This window comes from uncultured Cohaesibacter sp. (assembly GCF_963556055.3).
Taxonomy (GTDB): Bacteria; Pseudomonadota; Alphaproteobacteria; order Rhizobiales; family Cohaesibacteraceae; genus Cohaesibacter.
The window spans coordinates 306,642-326,475 of record NZ_CAUVYE020000008.1; the positions used below are offsets into that span (position 1 = coordinate 306,642).

Annotated in this window: 15 protein-coding genes; 12 read left to right on the forward strand and 3 right to left on the reverse strand. The window is 55.6% G+C overall.

The window, feature by feature from the left end; genetic code table 11:
* The first annotated feature begins 31 nt into the window (after positions 1–31).
* The 12 genes from cmk (at position 32) to ACHZB8_RS03620 (ending at position 12,168) form a co-directional block, all read left to right on the forward strand.
* Positions 32–655, forward strand: coding sequence for a (d)CMP kinase (gene cmk / locus ACHZB8_RS03565; RefSeq protein WP_316858741.1), 624 nt, complete (start codon positions 32–34; stop codon positions 653–655).
* A 338-nt stretch (positions 656–993) separates the two neighbouring features.
* A complete protein-coding gene (gene rpsA / locus ACHZB8_RS03570; protein ID WP_316858742.1) occupies positions 994–2,694 on the forward strand; it encodes a 30S ribosomal protein S1 in 1,701 nt (566 codons plus the stop codon).
* A 183-nt stretch (positions 2,695–2,877) separates the two neighbouring features.
* Positions 2,878–3,843, forward strand: coding sequence for a signal peptide peptidase SppA (sppA, locus tag ACHZB8_RS03575; protein WP_316858743.1), 966 nt, complete (start codon positions 2,878–2,880; stop codon positions 3,841–3,843).
* An 85-nt stretch (positions 3,844–3,928) separates the two neighbouring features.
* Positions 3,929–4,222, forward strand: a complete 294-nt coding sequence (locus ACHZB8_RS03580) for an integration host factor subunit beta (RefSeq protein ID WP_316858744.1) — start codon at positions 3,929–3,931, stop codon at positions 4,220–4,222.
* 32 nt (positions 4,223–4,254) lie between these two features.
* The gene (locus ACHZB8_RS03585) at positions 4,255–4,662 is read left to right on the forward strand and encodes a LapA family protein (RefSeq protein ID WP_316858745.1); all 408 of its coding nucleotides are present in this window, start codon (positions 4,255–4,257) and stop codon (positions 4,660–4,662) included.
* A 272-nt stretch (positions 4,663–4,934) separates the two neighbouring features.
* Entirely contained in the window at positions 4,935–5,594 is a 660-nt protein-coding gene (locus ACHZB8_RS03590; protein ID WP_316859187.1) for a phosphoribosylanthranilate isomerase, read from the forward strand.
* Positions 5,595–5,638: 44 nt separating this feature from the next.
* On the forward strand, positions 5,639–6,871 hold the full coding sequence (gene trpB / locus ACHZB8_RS03595; protein ID WP_316858746.1) for a tryptophan synthase subunit beta: 1,233 nt from the start codon (positions 5,639–5,641) through the stop codon (positions 6,869–6,871).
* A gap of 21 nt (positions 6,872–6,892) precedes the next feature.
* Entirely contained in the window at positions 6,893–7,723 is an 831-nt protein-coding gene (gene trpA / locus ACHZB8_RS03600) for a tryptophan synthase subunit alpha (RefSeq protein WP_316858747.1), read from the forward strand.
* A 286-nt stretch (positions 7,724–8,009) separates the two neighbouring features.
* A complete protein-coding gene (locus tag ACHZB8_RS03605; RefSeq protein WP_316859188.1) occupies positions 8,010–8,351 on the forward strand; it encodes an acyl-CoA thioesterase in 342 nt (113 codons plus the stop codon).
* A gap of 413 nt (positions 8,352–8,764) precedes the next feature.
* Positions 8,765–9,868 carry an acetyl-CoA carboxylase, carboxyltransferase subunit beta gene (gene accD, locus ACHZB8_RS03610; RefSeq protein WP_316858748.1) on the forward strand — a complete coding sequence of 368 codons (1,104 nt, stop codon included), beginning with the start codon at positions 8,765–8,767 and terminating at the stop codon, positions 9,866–9,868.
* Positions 9,869–10,141: 273 nt separating this feature from the next.
* A complete protein-coding gene (locus ACHZB8_RS03615) occupies positions 10,142–11,452 on the forward strand; it encodes a folylpolyglutamate synthase/dihydrofolate synthase family protein (RefSeq protein WP_316858749.1) in 1,311 nt (436 codons plus the stop codon).
* Between the two features lie 560 nt (positions 11,453–12,012).
* Complete coding sequence (locus tag ACHZB8_RS03620; protein WP_316858750.1) at positions 12,013–12,168, forward strand: DUF1127 domain-containing protein; 156 nt, start codon at positions 12,013–12,015, stop codon at positions 12,166–12,168.
* A 404-nt stretch (positions 12,169–12,572) separates the two neighbouring features.
* On the opposite strand, the gene trxA is transcribed toward ACHZB8_RS03620, so the two are convergent.
* The 3 genes from trxA to addB all read right to left on the reverse strand — a co-directional run bounded on the left by trxA (position 12,573) and on the right by addB (position 19,705).
* Entirely contained in the window at positions 12,573–12,890 is a 318-nt protein-coding gene (gene trxA / locus ACHZB8_RS03625; RefSeq protein WP_316858751.1) for a thioredoxin, read from the reverse strand.
* 129 nt (positions 12,891–13,019) lie between these two features.
* Positions 13,020–16,580, reverse strand: a complete 3,561-nt coding sequence (gene addA / locus ACHZB8_RS03630) for a double-strand break repair helicase AddA (protein WP_316858752.1) — start codon at positions 16,578–16,580, stop codon at positions 13,020–13,022.
* 2 nt (positions 16,581–16,582) lie between these two features.
* Positions 16,583–19,705: a double-strand break repair protein AddB gene (addB, locus tag ACHZB8_RS03635; protein WP_316858753.1), complete on the reverse strand. Its 3,123-nt coding sequence runs from the start codon at positions 19,703–19,705 to the stop codon at positions 16,583–16,585.
* Between the last annotated feature and the right edge of the window lie 129 nt (positions 19,706–19,834).

Sequence of the window (19,834 nt, forward strand, 5' to 3'; positions counted from 1 at the left end):
GCAAGCGGAGCCGCGCAGTGAAGGAAAGAAAATGATCATCGCAATTGACGGCCCCGCCGCATCGGGCAAGGGCACCATGGCAAGATTGCTGTCCGAGCATTTCAACTTGCCCCATCTCGATACCGGGCTGACGTTCCGCGCGGTTGCCCATGCCCTGCTTGTTGCAGAACAGCCCCTTGATGATGAAAATCTGGCAGAGGCTGCCGCACAAAGTCTCGATCTGGGTGCTCTGGATCGTTCTGTCCTTTCTGCCCATGAGATTGGTGAGGCGGCGTCCAGGGTTGCGGTCATGCCAAGGGTGCGACAGGCGCTTCTGGAGGCCCAGCGCAGCTTTGCCAGCCAGCCTGGCGGAGCCGTTCTTGACGGGCGTGACATCGGCACGGTGGTCTGTCCCGATGCAGATGTGAAACTGTTCGTCACCGCAAGTCCGGAAGTGCGGGCCCAGCGCCGCACCGACGAAATTCTTGGCAAGGGTGGCCGGGCTGATTTCGAGACAATTCTCGCCGATGTCAGGAAACGGGATGAACGCGACAGCAACAGGGCGGTTGCTCCGCTTGTACCAGCTGAAGATGCCCACTTGCTTGATACATCAAAATTGGATATAGAAAGCGCATTCCAGCAAGCTGTTAGCATTGTTGAGGAAATTCGGGGGTAGCGAGGTGTCGCGGCGACAAGGAACCTGAGGATTCGTCTTGTTCGTCGATTATTTTCATTGTCGCTGTGTTTTCTCTTCTCTATCAGTTGGTTACGAAAAAGTCAGGAATGGGAAAGGCGGGGCCACTATCACTCGTCGGACATGTTCGGGTTTGGACGCAGCCGGTTGCGGAATATCTTGAAAATTGAGCTCCCCACCGATCGCATACGCGCCGGACCATACCTTTATACCAAAGGATGGACTTGTCTTGTTAATAGACATGGTCGGGAAAGGAGCATGGTGAAACACAAACCAATTGGCGCGAAGAAGCCCGTCCACGGGTTTATTTAGGAGATTTTATGAGCGATCTTAATCCGACCATGGAAGATTTTGCCGCCCTTCTTGACGAGTCCTTCAGCGAAGCAGAGCCCCATGAAGGCACTGTGATCAAAGGGACCATCGTTGGCATCGAAAAAGACATGGCTATCATCGATGTTGGCTTGAAAGTGGAAGGCCGTGTGGCACTGAAGGAGTTTGGTGCACAGGCAAAAGACGGTGGTCTTGAGATTGGCTCCGAGGTCGAAGTCTACCTCGAGCGTATCGAAAATGCGATGGGCGAAGCTGTGCTCTCGCGCGACAAGGCCCGCCGCGAAGAAAGCTGGGGCAAGCTGGAAAAAGCTTTCGAAGCAGAAGAAAAGGTCATGGGTACCATTTTCAACCAGGTCAAAGGTGGCTTCACCGTCGATCTGGATGGCGCCGTTGCCTTCCTGCCTCGTTCCCAGGTCGATATCCGTCCCGTTCGCGACGTGACCCCACTGATGCACAACCCGCAGCCTTTCCAGATCCTGAAAATGGACAAGCGCCGCGGCAACATCGTTGTTTCCCGCCGTGTTATTCTGGAAGAAACCCGCGCCGAGCTGCGCACCGAGCTGGTTCAGAACCTCAAGGAAGGCCAGACCGTCGAGGGTGTCGTCAAGAATATCACCGATTACGGCGCATTCGTCGATCTGGGTGGTATCGATGGCCTGTTGCATGTCACCGACATCGCATGGCGGCGTATCAACCATCCGAGCGAAGTGCTGACCATCGGTCAGACCGTCAAGGTTCAGATCGTTCGCGTCAACCAGGAAACACATCGTATTTCTCTGGGCATGAAGCAGCTTGAAGTTGATCCATGGTCAGAAATCGAACAGCGTTATCCTGTCGGCTCCAAATTCACCGGCCGCGTGACCAACATCACCGACTATGGTGCATTCCTCGAGCTGGAACCGGGCATCGAAGGCCTGATCCACGTTTCCGAAATGTCCTGGACCAAGAAAAACGTCCATCCGGGCAAAATCGTCTCCACCTCTCAGGAAGTGGAAGTGATGATCCTGGAAGTCGATCCGGTCAAACGCCGCGTGTCTCTGGGCCTGAAACAGACCCTCGACAACCCATGGGCTGTCTTTGCCGACAACCACCCATCGGGCACCGTCGTCGAAGGCGAAGTGAAGAACAAAACCGAATTCGGTCTTTTCATTGGCCTCGAAGGCGAAGTCGACGGCATGGTTCACCTGTCCGATCTGGACTGGAACCGTCCTGGCGAGCAGGTGCTGGAAGAATACAACAAAGGCGATATGGTCAAAGCCGTCATCCTTGATGTGGATGTCGAAAAAGAACGTATCTCCCTTGGCATCAAACAGCTTGAAGCCGATCCGTTCGAAGATGCTTCGGGCGAAATGAAACGCGGCTCGATTGTCTCTTGCGAGATCACCGAAGTGAAAGAAAACGGTCTTGAAGTCAAAGTCGTTGGCTCCGACCTTACCTCCTTCATCCGCCGTGCCGATCTGGCCCGTGACCGTGGCGACCAGCGCACCGACCGCTTCCAGGTTGGTGAAACCGTTGATGCGCGCGTCACCCAGTTTGACAAGAAGAACCGCAAACTCGGCGTCTCCATCAAGGCTCTGGAAGTTGCAGAAGAGAAAGAAGCTATTGCACAGTTCGGATCTTCCGATGCCGGTGCATCCCTTGGCGACATTCTCGGCGCAGCCCTCAAAGCGCGCGGCGACGACGAAGAATAAGCCTTTTGCCAAGCTGGCAAAAGCCAGACCTAAACATTGTAAAAAACCGCGAGTGTTCGTCACTTGCGGTTTTTTTATGTTGTGTTTCAAACTCTTTTTAGAAACGCGCCCTATATTGCCGTTGAAAATTTTGACGTAACGGGCGATAACCCTTAATGAGAAACCGCGCAGAGGATTACAACCATGTCTTTTGAACTGGACCACCTGGTCGAACGACGGCAATTGAAGCGCAAGCTTTCCATCTGGCGCATGATTGCCATTGTGGTGCTCATCATTCTCGTCGTCGCCTCTGCCCTGACCTATGTTCTTGAGGATGCTGATCTTGACCGGAAGAAGGATCACATTGCCAAGATTTCCTTCACTGGTACCATTCTCGGGCAGGAGCGCAAGATCAAGCTGATCAAGAAGCTCGCCAAGACCAAGGCGGTCAAAGGCGTTGTGGTCTCGATCAATAGTCCGGGCGGTGCCACCTCTGGCGGTGAGGCCATTTATGAAGCCCTCACCGAGCTTGGCCAGACGAAACCGGTCGTGACCAGCATGGATGGCGTTGCCGCCTCTGCCGGTTACATGATCGCGCTACCCACCGAGCGCATTTTCGCCCGTCGCTCAACCATCACCGGATCCATCGGTGTTCTCTATCAATATACCGACATCACCGAGTTGATGGGGACGGTCGGAGTCGAAATGCGGTCGATCAAAAGCGCCCCGCTCAAGGCCGAACCGAATCCTTTTTCGAAGCGGAATCCGGAAGCCGAAGCGATGATCGCCCGCATGATTGATGATTCTTATCAATGGTTTGTTGATCTTGTTGCCAAACATCGCCCTTTTGATAGGGAACGGGCGTTGGAACTTGCCGATGGACGCGTTACAACCGGTGGGCAAGCCCTCAAATTACAGCTGATCGACGAGATCGGAGGGCCTGACGCAGCCATGAACTGGTTGATTAAAAAGCACAATCTTGATTCCAAGCTCGAAATGATTGAATGGAAGCCCGAACCGATTTCCAACGATTTCCCGTTCGGATTTGCGAGCTCTTTGCTCACAAATTTGCTTCCACAACCAATTATTGATCTTTTTGAAGAGCGAAAACTGGCCGGGAAACTTGACGGACTGGTTTCAGTTTGGCAGGCTCAAAAAATTGAACAATAAGAGCGTTTTACGCAGATTCTACATGCGGAGACCGGCTCACGGCTGAAAACAGATCTGTAAGCGTAGCAATGAAGGGGAGCGGACGATGATCAAGTCCGAATTGGTACAACATATCGCAGAACAAAATCCACATCTCTATCAACGGGATGTCGAACATATTGTGAATGCCATTCTCGATGAAATTTCTGACGCCCTGGCGCGCGGAGATCGGGTCGAGTTGCGCGGATTTGGCGCTTTTTCAGTTAAAAATCGTCCAGCCCGTATCGGGCGAAACCCACGAACCGGTGAAAAAGTTCCTGTGGCCGAGAAATTCGTCCCGTTCTTCAAGACCGGCAAGGAAATGCGCGAGCGTCTCAATAATGGCGACGCCAGCGAGTGACGCCGTCGCTTTAAATCGGATATGTTTTGAACATGAGAACAATCAAACGTTTTCTGCAGCTCATCATTTTGCTGCCTATTGGTGTTGTTCTTGTCTCTCTGGCGGTTGCCAACCGCCACGAGGTCAAGCTTGCTCTTGATCCATTCTCGCCAGAACAGCCGGTTCTGGATTTCTCGGTGCCACTCTATGTCATCATTTTCGGAGCGCTTCTGATTGGCGTCTTCATTGGTGGTTTCATGGCCTGGGTAAAACAGGGGCGCCATCGCCGCGCAGCGCGTCAACACAAGAGCGAAGCGAAGAAATGGCGTAGCGAGGCGGACCGTCAACAGCAGCGGGTCGAGAAATTGACGACCGAAGACAAGCCCGTTGCAATTGGCCGGCAGGAATTGACTGCACTGCCCATGGCCCCGGATAAAAAGCAATCCTCCGTGGCCTTCTAGGCGCATTTCGCTCAAGGACCGGGGTGCGGGTGGCCTGCCGCAAGGGAGAGCATGCCCGTAGCTTTTTGCGTGTCTTTCCGAGCCTCTCGATGCTGCCGGAAGTACCTCCTATATCTGGCCTGCTCTGCTCTGCCTGTCGGCATGATATCGCACGAGGGGGACAGACAGGAAGATGACAGCCAGCAAGAGAAAAGGTGGGAGGCAGCGCCCAACACCCCTCCTTGCCACGAGGGCAGCCAGAGGTCAGCGACAAATCCATTGCAAGGAGAGCGATTGCCATGTATGTAAAGATCTGCGGTCTGTCGACGCCAGAAACGATTGAAACAGGCCTGCAATGTGGTGCCAACTGGATTGGATTTGTTTTTTTTCCGAAAAGCCCGAGGCATGTAGATTATGGGAAAGCGAAGGAATTGGTGGGTCCGGTACGCGGCAAAGCGTCCATAGTCGCCCTCACTGTCAATGCGAGTGACGATGAGCTTGAGGCCATCGACCAGTCGATCAATCCCGATATCTGGCAATTGCACGGTGCCGAGACACCCGAACGCATCCAGCAGATCAAGAAGCGCTATGGCCGACCGGTCATGAAGGCGCTTTCCATAAGGGACAAGGAAGATCTCGCCCCCATTCCTCTCTATGAGGCGGTTTGCGACATTCTTCTGTTCGACGCCAAACCCCCGCGGGACATGAATACCGAGCTTCCCGGCGGTAACGGCATCACCTTCGACTGGCGCCTTATTCAAAATCTCAAGCTCAAAAAGCCATTCGTTCTGTCAGGTGGCCTGAATCCGGACAATGTTGCCGAGGCCATCCGCCTGACCCGCCCGCAAGGGGTCGACGTCTCTTCGGGTATCGAAAGTGCGCCGGGTATCAAGGACCGGCAAAAAATCATGGATTTCGTCCATGCTGCCAAAGGGGCCGCCAAGGATCTTTAGGGATAATGCGGTCGGGCATGGACACCTTGCAAAAGGAAACTGATATGACTGACCCGACAATCCTGCCCAACAGCGTCAGCCAGGGCCCAGATGATCGCGGCTTTTTCGGGCTTTACGGCGGGCGCTTCGTGTCCGAAACCCTGATGCCACTCATTCTCGAGCTGAATGAGGCCTACAAGGCCGCCAGAAATGATCCCGCCTTTCATGCGGAACTGGCAGATCTTCACAAGCATTATGTCGGCCGCCAGAGCCCGCTCTATTTTGCCGAGCGCCTGACCGAGCATCTTGGCGGCGCGAAGATCTATCTCAAGCGCGAAGATCTCAACCACACCGGCAGCCACAAGATCAACAACTGCCTTGGCCAGATCCTGCTTGCCAAGCGGATGGGCAAGACCCGCATTATTGCCGAAACCGGCGCTGGTCAGCATGGGGTGGCGACGGCCACTGTCTGCGCCCGCTTTGGCTTCCCTTGCGAGGTCTATATGGGGGCTACGGATGTCGAGCGTCAGGCTCCGAACGTCTTCCGCATGAATTTGTTGGGTGGCAAGGTCAATCCGGTAACCGCCGGGGCTGGCACCTTGAAGGATGCCATGAACGAAGCCCTGCGCGACTGGGTGACCAATGTCGAGAATACCTATTACATCATCGGTACTGCTGCTGGCCCGCATCCATACCCGAAAATGGTGCGCGATTTCCAGTCGATCATCGGCCGGGAAGTGAAAGAACAGATCATGGCTCAGGAAGGTCGTCTGCCAGACATGATCTGTGCCTGTCTTGGGGGAGGCTCCAACGCCATCGGCCTGTTTCATCCGTTTCTTGATGATGAGAAGGTTCAGATTGTCGGCGTGGAAGCGGCCGGTTACGGCCTTGATACCGACAAGCATTGTGCCTCGCTCAATGCTGGCAAGGCGGGCGTTCTGCATGGCAACCGCACTTATCTGCTTCAGGATGACGATGGCCAGATTCTGGAAGGGCATTCCATTTCCGCAGGACTCGATTATCCGGGCATCGGGCCGGAACATTCCTATCTCAGGGATACCGGACGCGTGGACTATGTTTCTGCAACGGACAAGGAAGCGCTCGACGCCTTCCAGCTTCTATGCCTGAAAGAGGGCATCATTCCGGCTCTGGAATCCTCCCACGCTGTGGCCGAAGTCATCAAGCGCGCGCCGAAAATGGACAAGGACCAGATCATCGTGATCAACCTGTCCGGCAGAGGCGACAAGGATGTCAACACGGTCAGCAAGCATCTCGGCCAAGGGCCGATTTCCGAATAAGCAGCAGCAAGGATCAGGACAATGGAAAAAACACGCATTGATACCCGCTTTGCTGCCTGCAAAGCTCAGAACAGACCAGCCCTTGTGGGCTTTATCACCGCCGGTGATCCGGATTACGACACCTCTCTCGAACTTCTGAAGGCTCTGCCCAAGGCCGGGCTTGATCTCATCGAGCTTGGCATGCCTTTCTCAGATCCGATGGCCGAGGGCATTCCCATTCAGCACGCCACCCAACGTGCACTGGCCAGCGGCCAGACCATGGAAAAGACCTTCCAGATGGTCCGGGAATTCCGCAAGGTGGACAACGAAACCCCGATCATTCTGATGGGCTATTACAATCCCATCTATGTGCGGGATCCCAAACGCTTTGTTGTAGATGCAAAGGAGGCCGGTGTCGATGGCATGATTGTCGTAGACATTCCGCCCGAGCATGATGATGAGCTGTGCATTCCGGCCAAGGACGCGGGCCTCAATTTCATTCGTCTGGCAACGCCAACCACCGACGAAAAGCGTCTGCCCAAGGTGCTCGAAAACACCTCGGGCTTTGTCTATTATGTCTCGGTTACCGGCATCACCGGCTCGGCGGCCCTTGATGCCGACAAGGTTGCCATTGCCGTGGACCGGATCAAGGACCATACGGACTTGCCCGTCGCGGTCGGCTTTGGCGTCAAGACCCCTGAACAGGCTGAGGCTGTGGGGCGCAATGCCGACGGTGTCGTAGTGGGATCTGTTTTGGTGAACGCCATCAAGGAAAGCCTCACCGAGGATGGCAAGGCCACGCAGGCAACCATCTCCGCGGTGACCAGTATCGTTTCCGGTCTTGCCAAGGGATGCAAGAAGGCACGCGCTTGATGGCACTGTGCTGATCTCGACAAAAGACAGAAAGCCCCGTAAAGGGGCTTTTTTCATTGCACGCATGACTTTGGTCGAGCGTGATCAATAACAGGTGACACCTGTCAATATTGCCGTTACTCTATGGACGGGTGGAGTTGTCAAATGTTGGACAGCTCCACCTTTTTCATTAGGAGTGAACAATATGAGCAATAAAGCCCCGGCAGACAAAAGACGGTCTGAGGAATGTGAGGATAATGAATGCGAGGAGAGGGGAAATGAGATCCTTGTTATCCGCACAATTGCCATGGCGGCAGACACCAACCCGGCCGGTGATATTTTCGGAGGCTGGTTGATGTCGCAAATGGATCTGGCGGCAGGCAACATGGCCGCTCGCGTCGCTCTGGGCCGCGTGACAACCGTCGCCGTTGAAGGCATGCAGTTTCACCATCCGGTCAATGTCGGCGATGAGGTTACCATTTACGGGTCCATCAACAGGCTGGGACGCACCTCCATTCGTCTTCATGTCAAAGCCTGGTCTCGCGCCAACTTCATTGAAAAGGCAGTGCTTGTGACCGAAGCCGACTTTGTCTGTGTCGCTCTGGATGATGAGGGTAAACCGCGACCGGTCAAGCAAGGCCGGGAATGAAACCGCACCGGCCCCTTCATGCGTCACAATATCCGGGGTCTGGTTGTCTTGGATATTGCCCGTAGGGAAGCAGCTCAGCGATGAAACATGTGGTCTGATCGGCTGCATGAGCGGTTTGGGGCTCGGAGATTGCCCCATTGAGCCTGTCGCAGAAATATGTGACGCGAGCATAATTATCTCGTGCTATGACCACAATTGAATGCTAGGTCTGAAGGCTGAACGGAATCCGTTTGGGATGGTCCAACTCCGGACTGACATCAATCCTTGAATGGCGGGCTGGCCAAACGGGTCCTTGAAGATATTGACCATAAGCCTTCAGATTGCATCGCGCCCCGCAATGCTTTATGACAGGGTGAGATTGATGGCTTCGCCTCAAAGGCGGCCGCACTTAGGCTCAAATCAGGAATTGGTTCGTGAACTGGATTAACACTGTCGTTCGCCCGAAAATTCGGTCTTTCTTGAATCGTCGGGATGTCCCGGAAAATCTCTGGATCAAGGACCCGGTTACCGGGGAAATGGTTTTTCACAGGGATCTCGAGAATAATCAGTATGTTGTTCCCAATTCCAATTTCCATATGCGCATCAACGCGATGCAGCGTTTCAAATATCTTTTCGACAATGGTGACTTCTCGCTACTGGAAGCTCCGGAAGTTGCGGAAGATCCGCTGAAATTTCGCGATATCAAGCGCTACTCCGATCGCCTGAAGGAAGCGCGCACCAAAACCGGTTACAAGGACGCGGTTCAGGTTGCACAGGGCGATATGGAAGGATTGCTTATAACCGTCGCCGTGCAGGATCCGAACTTTCTCATTGGCACATTGGGCATGGCCGCAGGTGAAGCGCTGATCAAGGGCATGATGAAGGCGGTTGAGGACAGGACCCCATTCGTGCTCTTCTCCGCGTCCGGTGGTGCTCGCATGCAGGAGAGCATTTTCTCGCTGATGCAGATGCCGCGCGTGACAATCGCTGTGCAGGAACTGCGCGAGGCCGGCCTTCCCTATATCGTCGTCCTGACCGACCCCACAACCGGTGGCGTGACGGCATCCTATGCGATGCTCGGGGATGTGCATCTGGCCGAGCCCGGCGCCCTGATCGGCTTTGCTGGCCAGCGAGTGATTGAGCAGACCATTCGTGAAAAGCTGCCCGAAGGCTTCCAGCGCGCCGAATATCTCAAGGAACATGGCATGGTCGACATGGTTGTCCACCGCCATGATCTCAAAAAGGTCATCGCCCGGTTGTGCCGTTTCTTCACCAAAAGCGATCTGCCGGAAGCTGTTGAGCCGGACTTGTTGCCCGAGCAGCGCGAGTTGGAAGCCGCGCTTGCCGAAGTGTCCTCGGAAGTCGAGAATGCTGCTGCATCCGCTCTGGCTGCCGGAGACCACAAGCACGGCTCTGAAAAATCCCGTGTCGGCGAGCATCGTGCAAGCGAGGCTCAGGGCGAAGAGAAGAAGGCTACCAAAAGTTCCAATGCTGCCAAAGAGGCTGGTACGGACAAGGACAAGAAGAAGGCGCATTGAAGCGTCTTTCTTCTCGGCCAACTGGGAGGCTCGGGTGCTGTTTGAGCCTTGAAACGATCCTTTCCAGTCTTTTGGAAAGGATGGCCTCTCTTGGGGGGGGCGTTGCAGATGGTGCGTTTTACCTGATTGCAGGTGAACGAGGTCGCGATTCCACTCTCTTTCCAATTTGGTCAGTCTGTTGCACAAGGCCTTTACGGCTGTCCAAAGCCTGATCAAACAATCCCGGACATGAAGCGGCCGATGGCTGCACCAATGTTTTTTTGCGAAATACAGATGACGGAACAAACTGAAGCCATATTGAAACGCCTTGTCGGTCTCCATCCCAAGAGCATCGATTTGGAGCTTGGGCGCATCGAGCAATTGTTGGCCCGTCTGGGCAATCCGCACCGGTCCTTGCCGCCAACCATCCATGTTGCGGGCACCAACGGCAAGGGTTCCACATGTGCCTTTCTTCGCGCCATGACAGAAGCATCCGGCAAGAGGGTCCATGTCTATAGCTCGCCCCATCTGGTCCATTTTCGCGAACGCATTCGCCTCGCCGGAACACTGGTTTCCGACGAGACCCTGATCGATGCCCTACTGCGTTGTGAAAAGGCGAATAACGGCGACCCGATCACCTTCTATGAAATCACCACCGCTGCCGCTTTTCTGCTTTTCTCGGAGCATCCGGCAGACCTTCTGGTGCTCGAGGTCGGGCTTGGCGGTCGCTATGATGCAACCAATGTCATCACCGACCCGGTCGCGACGGTCATCACACCCATCGCCCATGATCATGAGGGCTTTTTCGGAACAAAGATCTCCCGCATCGCCTGGGAAAAGGCGGGCATCATGAAAAAGGGCATTCCTTCTGTCTGGGCTCCTCAAAAGCAGGAGGTGAGGGATGTTCTCGAGCAGGAAGCCGCTAAGGCGGGAGCAGGTCCGCTCTCCATTGGTGGCCAGGACTGGATGGCCTTTGAAGAACATGGCCGCCTTATTTTTCAGGGCGAGACCAGCCTGATGGATCTGCCGATCCCGCGTCTTGGGGGACGGCACCAATTGATCAATGCCGGGTCGGCCATTGCGACAGCAAAGCTGGTGATGCCCGAGATCAGCGATGATGACATCATCAAGGGACTTGGATCTGTCAACTGGCCTGCGCGGCTCCAGCGTTTGACGCAAGGCAATCTTTTCCAGTTTGTGCCCAAAGATGCAGAGCTCTGGCTTGACGGAGGACACAATCCTCATGCCGGGTTGGCGGTTGCCTCCGCACTTGCGGATCTTGAGGAAAAGGCACCAAGACCTCTGCATATGATTGTCGGAATGCTCAACACCAAGGATCCAACAGGCTATTTCACACCTTTCAAGGGATTGGCAAAGGACATCATCACCGTGCCTATCGAAGGCAGCGAAGCGGCAATTGATCCGGTCGAGCTTTCAAGCATCGCTCAGGCAACCGGCATTCCCGCGTCAGCAGCTGCATCCGTGGAGGAAGCCCTGAAGCGCCTGTCCCTGCAAAATCTGAAACCCGCTCCGCGCATCCTGATCGCCGGCTCTCTTTATCTTGCAGGGAATATCCTGCGGGATAATGGCACCCCACCAAACTAGGCGCTCATCCGGCGCATTCCTTTTTGCTGATATGTTTTGACGTTGGCGCTCTTTCATTACCCATGAGGAGCGCCTTCCTGCCGCTATGCTCATGCCGCATGATGAAGAGATTGTTAATGGAATTATAACGTTGCAATCCAATGTTGGACGGCTGAGAGAGAAAAATTTGCGACGAAATATGCGCGAAACGGATACTTCAAGTGGCTAAATCTCGATAAAGGATCTAATCCGAATGAAAGGTTTGGTGCTTGTTCTATGCTCCGACTGAACTCATATGACTAAAGTCGTAAATCAAAAAAATTTCTAAGTATTTGAATTGTAAAGATAATTTAAGGCGAAAAATAACGACATGCAGAATATGCATAACCAAAAAAAGAGATAAGCAAGAATTGCATGTCGAGCAAGACAGCTATGCAAACTTGGGTGGTGCAAAAGTTTGAGCCATGATCTATATACATACTCATGAAAGCGATGACGGTCTTTAAAACGAGTTACAGACCAGCGCTTTTGAAAAGCAGTGAAACTGAACGAAGCCACATAGCAACAAAGGAATGACACCGATGATCGATGCTGTTGTTAAAAACTACCGTCAGTGGCGTAACTATCGCGACACCGTTGACGAGCTGAACCGCTTGAGCGCCCGTGACCTGAACGACTTGGGTATTTCCCGCGGCGACATCAACGAAATTGCACGCGAAGCCGCTACTGCAAAATAAAAAGTCTTTCGCTGAAGCCTGAGGCCCAAGCGAAAGCCACGAGTTTCTCAGATTCAGGCTTTACCTCCTCCCAAAGCCTGATCCGATCCAAAACTACCTCCTCCCGGTTTTGGATCCTCCAACGAAGCCCACCGGACCTCCTCCCCCGGTGGGCTTTCGTGTATTCTGAGCCAGCTTTCTGTCTATTTCATGTTTTCATCGTCGCTTGGCAACTGCGATTGGGCGTCGGGCATCTGGACGTCCGGGCGGTCTTGCATCTCTGCGCAAGTCGCGGCTTGGATCCGGGCATGATGTGGCAAAAAGGGAGTGCAACAGGTCTTTTGACATCTCCCTCTTGGTAATAAAAAACCCGGCCAGAGAGCTGACCGGGTCGATTTCAATCTCGAATAGGAGAAGCGGGCGTATCAGGCGCCGGTTTCAATCCATTTTACGAGGTCGGATTTAGGAGCTGCGCCAACTTTCATGGCAACCGCTTCGCCGCCTTTGAACAGCAGCAGGGTCGGGATGGAGCGAACACCGAACTGGGCTGCGGTATTCGGGTTTTCATCCACATTGACCTTCACGATTTTCACGGAATCCGCTTTTTCTGATGCGATTTCATCCAGAATAGGCGCGATCATTTTGCATGGACCGCACCATTCAGCCCAAAAATCGACGACAACAGGAACATCCCCTTGAACATCCTGAGCGAAGGTTGCGTCGGTCGCATTTACAATAGCCATATCTTGCCTCTTTGCTTTGCCACCCCCCGAACCCGGGAAAGCGAACGGAATGGGTGCGTTTGTATCAATAGTCATTGATACTTGAATATAAGTGTGTTGTTCTGAAAGTAGGTATTCAACTCGATAACGTCAAGGCGCAAAAGGTCGATTGATGCCAATCTGTTTGAGTGCATTCTGCCGCAGGATCGCGTCAACCTCCATTATGTTGGCTTCAACAGTCCACAAAAGATAAGTCTCTATCCTTTTTTCGGGGTAGAGCTGCGCCAGCAAGGCCGCATAGAGCGCCATTTGGGTCTGGTAGGCGAGGGGAACATCACGAGGATCTTTGGGGACCAGACGATTCGTCTTGTAATCGATCACGATCACCCGCTCCTCTTCAACGAGCAGCCGGTCGATCTGGCCGGATACCATATGCTCGTCGCCCTCTATGGACACATAGCCGCCGATTGACAATTCTGCCTGACTGCCCGGGCCGAACAGCGCCCTCAGATCAGGATTGTCCAGCAATTGGAACACCTCATCGAGCAGTGCCAAACGGGCGGCAAGGGGCATGTCCGTAGCGGTGCGTTCCAGATAGGCAAGGCCGATCTTCTTGCGCTCGGCTGGAACTATTTGCGGCAGATGCTCTATCAGAGCATGGATGATGGTGCCCCGCCGCCTTGGCTCCCAGTCATGGACGGGACTGGGGTTGCCCCCTTGTGCATATGGGCCCTTAAGTCTCTGTTCCAGTTCTTCTTTTTCCGCAGCCCTGGACGGCTGGATGAGGGGCGTTTGGCCATGAGCTTGAGGCGCGGGCCGCCTTGCCCAATCGGGAAGTGGACGTTCGAGAGGTGCATTTGAGGCCTTGTCGGCAGCGCCTGGATCCTTGGCCGTGAAAGCGCCATCCAGATGCCAGCGATGAATCCCATCACCTGTCACCGGGTGCGCTACTTCCTCAAGATTGTCCGCAAGCGCACGCCTTGTCACCTCATACCAGCAATTGTCAGCCGGGCCACGCTGGCCAGTGAAACCGCACAGATAGAGGCGGTCTTCCGCCCGCGTCATGCCAACATAAAGCAGACGCAAATATTCCTCTTCGGCCTGCGCATCCAGCTGCGCCAGACTGGACTTGACCGGGCCGGGCTGCTGAACCGAAGGGGCCTTCCATGCCATCATGTCCGGACCGCCATCCTCGGCGGCAAGTGGCACCAGATGAGGATGGTGGCGAGCGCTTGCCGGTTGGCCGGTGCCATCCACCAAAAAGACTATGGGAGCCTCGAGACCCTTCGAGCCATGCACGGTCATGACGCGAATTTGCCCTTCGGCTGCTCCCATATCGCGTTTGATTTCTGCGCCACCTTGTCGCATGGAATGCAGAAAAGCTTGAAGGTTCGGCGTCTGCTTCTTCTCGAAATCGAGCGCTCGCGACAGCAATTCATCCATAACCTCGTCTGCCTCTGGCCCGAGACGCTCGATGAAAGACTGCCTTTTGCCTTCTGGTCCCAGGAGTTGGGAGAAAAAGTCAAACGGAGGCTGAAAGTCGATCCGCCCCTGCCAGCGGCTGAGCTGTGCGAAGATCTCGACAAAATCCTCGTCTCCGGGCAAAGCCGCATCAGCCCGAGCCCGCAAGCTGTCCCACAGGCTTCGCTGCCGCCCTTCTCGCTCATGGGCAAGGTCAAACAGGCGATCTTCGGAAAGGCCAAAAAGCGGGCTTTTCAAGACACAGGCAAGCGAGAGATCGTCCTCAGGCAAAAGCATTACATCGCCAAGCGCCAGAAGATCCATCACGGCGATATGATCGAGCAGCGCCAGACGGTCGGCCCCCGCTACTGGCAGATCGGCCTCTTTCAGTGCCCGGTTGACAGCGGTCACGAAAGCATCGCGCTTGCGCACCAGCACCAGAATGTCGCCGGGCGTGATTTTCCGCCCGCTCCCTTGCAGGATTTCGCCCTGATCGATCCAGTACCGGACCGTGTTGGCAATCGTCTTTGCAAGGCGCACCGAGGGGCTGGTATCTCCTTGCGCGTCAAGCGGCTTGGCCCAGTCCTCGTCCACATCCTGATCCACTTTCTCATAGAGTGGCCAAACCTCGACAAGGCCCGGATCGTGACTGCGAATCGGTTCGTGATCGGTTTGCTCCTTGTCCGAAGACAGCGCTTCGTAAGTGGCCGCAACGGAGAATACCTCGTCAACAGACTTCAGGACATGGGGTGTTGAGCGGAAGGACAGCCGCAACTTGATATCGTGAAACGGTTTTTGGGCTTCATGCGCGCGGGAGGAAAAGAAGCGCCGCATATCGGCGAACCATTTCGGTTCGGCCCCCTGAAAGGAATAGATCGACTGTTTCTCGTCGCCCACTGCAAAAATCGTTCGATTGTTGTCTCTCGCGCTGTCTCCGGCGAAAAACTCCTCTCCGAGCTGACGGATGATTTCCCACTGGCGCGGGTTGGTGTCCTGTGCTTCGTCAACCAGAATATGGTCGATCCCCTGATCGAGCTTGTAATGCACCCAGGCGGCAGCATTGACCGGGCGCAGCAAATCGGCCGCCTTGAGGATCAGGTCATCGAAATCCATCAGCCCCCTTGCAGACTTCGCCCTTTGATAGGCACTGATCACCCCTTCAGCCAAGGTGAACAGGGCTCGGCTGATGTCCAAAGTGAGCAGTGCGTTTTTCGTCTCGAACAGCGCATCAAGCCGTGCCTGTTCCCGCTCGATATCGAGTTCAAGGGTCGGCTCTGCCTCCAGCATCTTTTTCGACGCCATATAGGAGAGGGCCTTTGCCGCGCCATCCTTTTTCCTGAAAAGGGCAAGCCAAAGCGCAATGGTCTCTTCCGTGCTGCCTGTTGCCAGAAGCTCTTGCATCAGTGCTGCCTGAGCCTTGTCTCTCTTGCCGCCTGTGGCAAAAAGCGGACAAAGCGCGGAAAGTCGCGCCCTGTCAAAGCCCGGCCCGAAAGGAATGCTCGCATTGAGCGCTTCAAGCGTGGACCCCGGCACGATCCCCAGCGCTTCAGAAAGATTGGCAAGCGCGGCTTCCAGAGCCACCGCTCCACCGCCCGCAGGCGATTGCTCGCTCATTTCCATGAAGCGTGCAAAGCCCTCCCGGTCGCGCACCAGAGAGATGAGGGCATTCTGAATGTCCATGTCGCCCATGTGGTCAATCAGTCGGGCGAGAGCCTCGGACCAGTCGGGGCGCGTTCTGAGCCTTGCGCTGCGCATTACAGAGCCCAAAGCCGATGCCAGCAGCTCATTCGCCAGCTGATCATCGAGAATTTCGAAATGTGCCGGGACATTGGCTTCCAACGGAAACTGATGCAACAGTCTCTCGGCGAAGGCATGAATGGTCTGGATCTTGAGCCCGCCGGGCGTCTCGAGGGCGCGGGCGAACAGGCGTCTGGCCCGGTTCAGCAGGCTTCTTTCCGGCCTCTTGCCTTCCAGCTCGCAAAGAACATCGCCAAGAGCGTCGTCGCTGAGTTCCGTCCAGGCGCTCAACTGTTTGAAAACCCGGTTGGACATTTCCGCCGCAGCCGCCTTGGTGAAGGTGAGGCACAGGATCTTGGATGGCTCTGTCCCTGCGAGCAACAGGCGCGTCACGCGTTGGGCCAGAACAAAGGTCTTGCCGGATCCGGCATTGGCGCTAACCCAGGCCGAATTTGCCGGATCCGATGCACGAGCCTGAGAGTCTTTGGTATGGGCGGGAATATCAAATGCCATGCCTATTCCTCCCCTCCATGTTGTGACCATTCCTTGATGCGAGCAAGATGGTCATAGGCGCTTTCAAAGCGTTCGAACATCGGTCGCGCACGGGAGAGATAGCCGTGCTCCCGGTCATCATAGGCGGAGATGAGCGCCAATAGGCGTTTGCCAATGAGTTCGACAATATCCTCGGCGGCATAATCCTTCTCGACCCCGGTTTTCACCTCGCCAGCAGTACGACCGCCTGAAAGCCGGATCCAGGCCATGTCGGCAACTTCGATATTGGCGGGCACGTCTCTGAAGCCGCCATTTTTTGCCATATAGCCTTCAAGCGCCAACTGGGGTGCAAAGCCGGGTAAAACCTGTTTGGCTGTAGGGGGCTGGCCGGTCTTGAAGTCAATGACACGCAACATGTCGTCGCATCCGATATCGAGCCGGTCGGCCCGACCGCGCAGGATGAAATCTCCGCCCGCCATGGGCAGTGATATGCGCCCTGAAATCTCCGCATGGCGATGAGCGATGCTGTCCGCTCGCGGGGCTTCCCATTCAAAGATGAACCAATGGGCAATGCGCTCGAAGCGCGGCCACCAGAAGGCAAGCAAATCCGGGAAATTCTCCCATTGAAGAAAGGCCTCCCGGCCCATCTCGATCAGGCAGGAAACGGCGCTGTCATCATAGGGTCCCTGCCATTCCTCGGCAAAGCGGCCCAGTATGTCGTGAATGATTGATCCCTTCTCCGCCCCGCCCGGAGCGGTGCCGATGGGGTCCAGTTCACGCAAAGCCAGAACATGCTTGGCATAAAGGGCGTAAGGATCTCTGACCCAGGTCTCGATTTCGGTGACCGAGAGATTGCGCGGGCGTGCTTCAAGCGGTGGCGTCGGGCAGGGGCGTTCGATCTTGATTTGCCGCTTGGGCGCATCAAGTCGCCTTGCCCAATCGACATAGACCTGCCCCCGGTCTTTCATTTCATCCCGCGTCCTTGAGCCCGCTACGACTTCCAGCCTTTGCAGCCAGCGGCTCGGAACGGTGGGTTCTCCGCCCGACTTGACGGCGCGGATCAGCACAACTTCCTTGCGCCCCATGGCCTGTGCAAAGTCATGAGCGGCAAGACCGGTCCGTCTTTCGGGAGGCTCGAGCTTCATTTTGGCGCGCATCGGACGCGATAGCCAGGCATCCGTCTTGGTTTCCGCAGGCCAGGATCCTTCATTGAGCCCGCCAATCACCACGCGATCAACATCCAGAAGACGCGCTTCCAGGGTGCCTAGCAATTGCAGCCGCGGGTCACCCTCATTGTGAGAAAGCACGGTCTCACCGCTCATCATGGCCACGAGGAAGGGTTCGAGATCGCGAGGGGAGAGGGCAGAGCTGTTGGCACCGGCCTGACTGGCCCGCTCGAAGAAGCTGCGCATGGAGCGGCCCGCCGCTTCCTCGTAGAAGCGATCCGGCGTGCCCTCCTGATCCGTGGCGATCGCCTCGACAGAAACAATCACTGCCTGTATCCATTCGGCAAAAGAAGGTGGCTCGCTCGCGTTCATCAGAGCATCAAGAGGCGCTATGGCAAGCTGAAGCCGGGTGAGCAGATCGGCAGTCTGCGACCACACGTCGGGCAAAGAAATTCCGTCGGAGAGACGGTCTTGCGCGACGTTTCGTTTGCGCTCGAATTCCGCAAGGAGCGGATCAAAGCCCGCACCAAGTCTTGGGCCTCTCAGGACATGGACCTCGAGAAAACGGGCCGCCCGCCTGACGTCGCTGCGAGGCATGCCAAGGGCGGCAAGAGGATGCTTCAACAGTGCCAGAAGCTTGACCGGATCATAGGTATCGACAAGGCACTCGATCATCAATCGCAACAGAAGAGCGGGAGGCGTTTCAGCCAATGGCATCCCGGCGGTGTCTTCCACCTCGACACCCCAGCGTCTGAGCTCGATCAGCACCCGCCGGGCAAGCGCCCTGTCTGGCGTCACAAGAGCCGCGCGCATGCCGGGGACTTCAAGCACTTCCCGCAAGGCAAGAGCGGCAACCCGTGCCTCCTCCTGCTCATTGGCAGCCTCTGCCATCAGGACGCCAGAGAAGGCCTCATGTCGTGTCTCGTCTGAGAAGTCGCCGAGCGTTTGTGCCCAAATCTCGGAACTTTCTGCCGGGCGCAGGGCTTCGCTCACCAGCGTCTCGCGCAAGGCAAGCGAGGCATCCGGTTCGGAAAGATTGATGACATCGGCGCGGTCTAGTCCCAAACGGTCCAGCAGTTGCTTGAGGTTGAATTGCGGATGCCCGGCGACGGGGTCCACTCCGCCGGCCTCGGGGAACAATTGCCCGATCATCTGCCAGCTTGCCTCATCAAGGTGGAAATCAAGACCTGGCAGGATCAGCGCCCCTCTGGGATGGCGAGAGACAGCCTCAAGCAGATCCGAGGTTGCCGGAACCGAACCGGTTGAACCTGCCGCAATCACAGGCCCGTCATGCGCCTTGATCGCCCCGATTTCAGCCTGCAAGACCAGATTGCGACGCTCGACCGGATCCACAAGTCCCATTTCCTTCAGATGTTCGGGCCAGATCGCTGTGGCGATCTTCAGAAATTCAAGGCTCATTTGCCAGAAGGCACCATAGTCCTCTGGCACCAGATCATTGAGATGATCCCAGTTTGAGCGTTCCCGATGCACCGCATCGACAAGGGCGATGAGATCAATGGCCATATAGGCCGCATCGGTCGGTGTGGAAGAAACATGCAGAGGCTGGTCCTTGCCAATGCCAAGGACCGAGCGGGCGAGCGTCTGGGCCCAATGATGCACGAGCCGGGTCATCGACAGGCGGCGTTCGACATTGTCCATGGCGACGGGCAGATCCCAGAAGCCATCCGATGCACCCGCCGCGACCTTGAAGGGCATCAGATCCTCGTCCACATCGCCGATCACGTGAATTTTGGGCAAGATGACGCTTTGCCAGCCCCGCTGTCTGAAGTGGGGCAACAGGGCCGCTTTCAGGGCGTCTGCTGTCCGGCGCGTCGGCACATAGATGATCGCGCGGCCAAGGTCCGAGGGATTACTGGCGTCAAAGCCGGAGACAAGCCTGCCGTCCGACAATGCATCGATCAATGTTGCAAGAAACGGGCTCGATGGAGCGATTGAAAAGACATTGGCTCCCGGTTCCATTCTTGCGCTCTCCCTGCATAGATCGCTTGTCTCGAAAAATCCGGTTCCTGCATTTTCAGGAGCAACGTCCAGACAGAATCAGTCCCGCGACACGGATTTCACTTTGCGGCATTTGAAAGCAGAATGGAG

Excerpts from the sequence above, each read along its gene's own strand:
- trpA (WP_316858747.1), top strand. The coding sequence starts at position 6,893 with ATGGAAAAAACACGCATTGATACCCGCTTTGCTGCCTGCAAAGCTCAG.
- ACHZB8_RS03615 (WP_316858749.1), top strand. The coding sequence starts at position 10,142 with ATGACGGAACAAACTGAAGCCATATTGAAACGCCTTGTCGGTCTCCAT.
- cmk (WP_316858741.1), top strand. The coding sequence starts at position 32 with ATGATCATCGCAATTGACGGCCCCGCCGCATCGGGCAAGGGCACCATG.
- rpsA (WP_316858742.1), top strand. The coding sequence starts at position 994 with ATGAGCGATCTTAATCCGACCATGGAAGATTTTGCCGCCCTTCTTGAC.
- sppA (WP_316858743.1), top strand. The coding sequence starts at position 2,878 with ATGTCTTTTGAACTGGACCACCTGGTCGAACGACGGCAATTGAAGCGC.
- ACHZB8_RS03620 (WP_316858750.1), top strand. The coding sequence starts at position 12,013 with ATGATCGATGCTGTTGTTAAAAACTACCGTCAGTGGCGTAACTATCGC.
- trpB (WP_316858746.1), top strand. The coding sequence starts at position 5,639 with ATGACTGACCCGACAATCCTGCCCAACAGCGTCAGCCAGGGCCCAGAT.
- addB (WP_316858753.1), bottom strand. The coding sequence starts at position 19,705 with ATGGAACCGGGAGCCAATGTCTTTTCAATCGCTCCATCGAGCCCGTTT.
- trxA (WP_316858751.1), bottom strand. The coding sequence starts at position 12,890 with ATGGCTATTGTAAATGCGACCGACGCAACCTTCGCTCAGGATGTTCAA.
- ACHZB8_RS03605 (WP_316859188.1), top strand. The coding sequence starts at position 8,010 with ATGGCGGCAGACACCAACCCGGCCGGTGATATTTTCGGAGGCTGGTTG.
- addA (WP_316858752.1), bottom strand. The coding sequence starts at position 16,580 with ATGGCATTTGATATTCCCGCCCATACCAAAGACTCTCAGGCTCGTGCA.
- ACHZB8_RS03580 (WP_316858744.1), top strand. The coding sequence starts at position 3,929 with ATGATCAAGTCCGAATTGGTACAACATATCGCAGAACAAAATCCACAT.
- ACHZB8_RS03585 (WP_316858745.1), top strand. The coding sequence starts at position 4,255 with ATGAGAACAATCAAACGTTTTCTGCAGCTCATCATTTTGCTGCCTATT.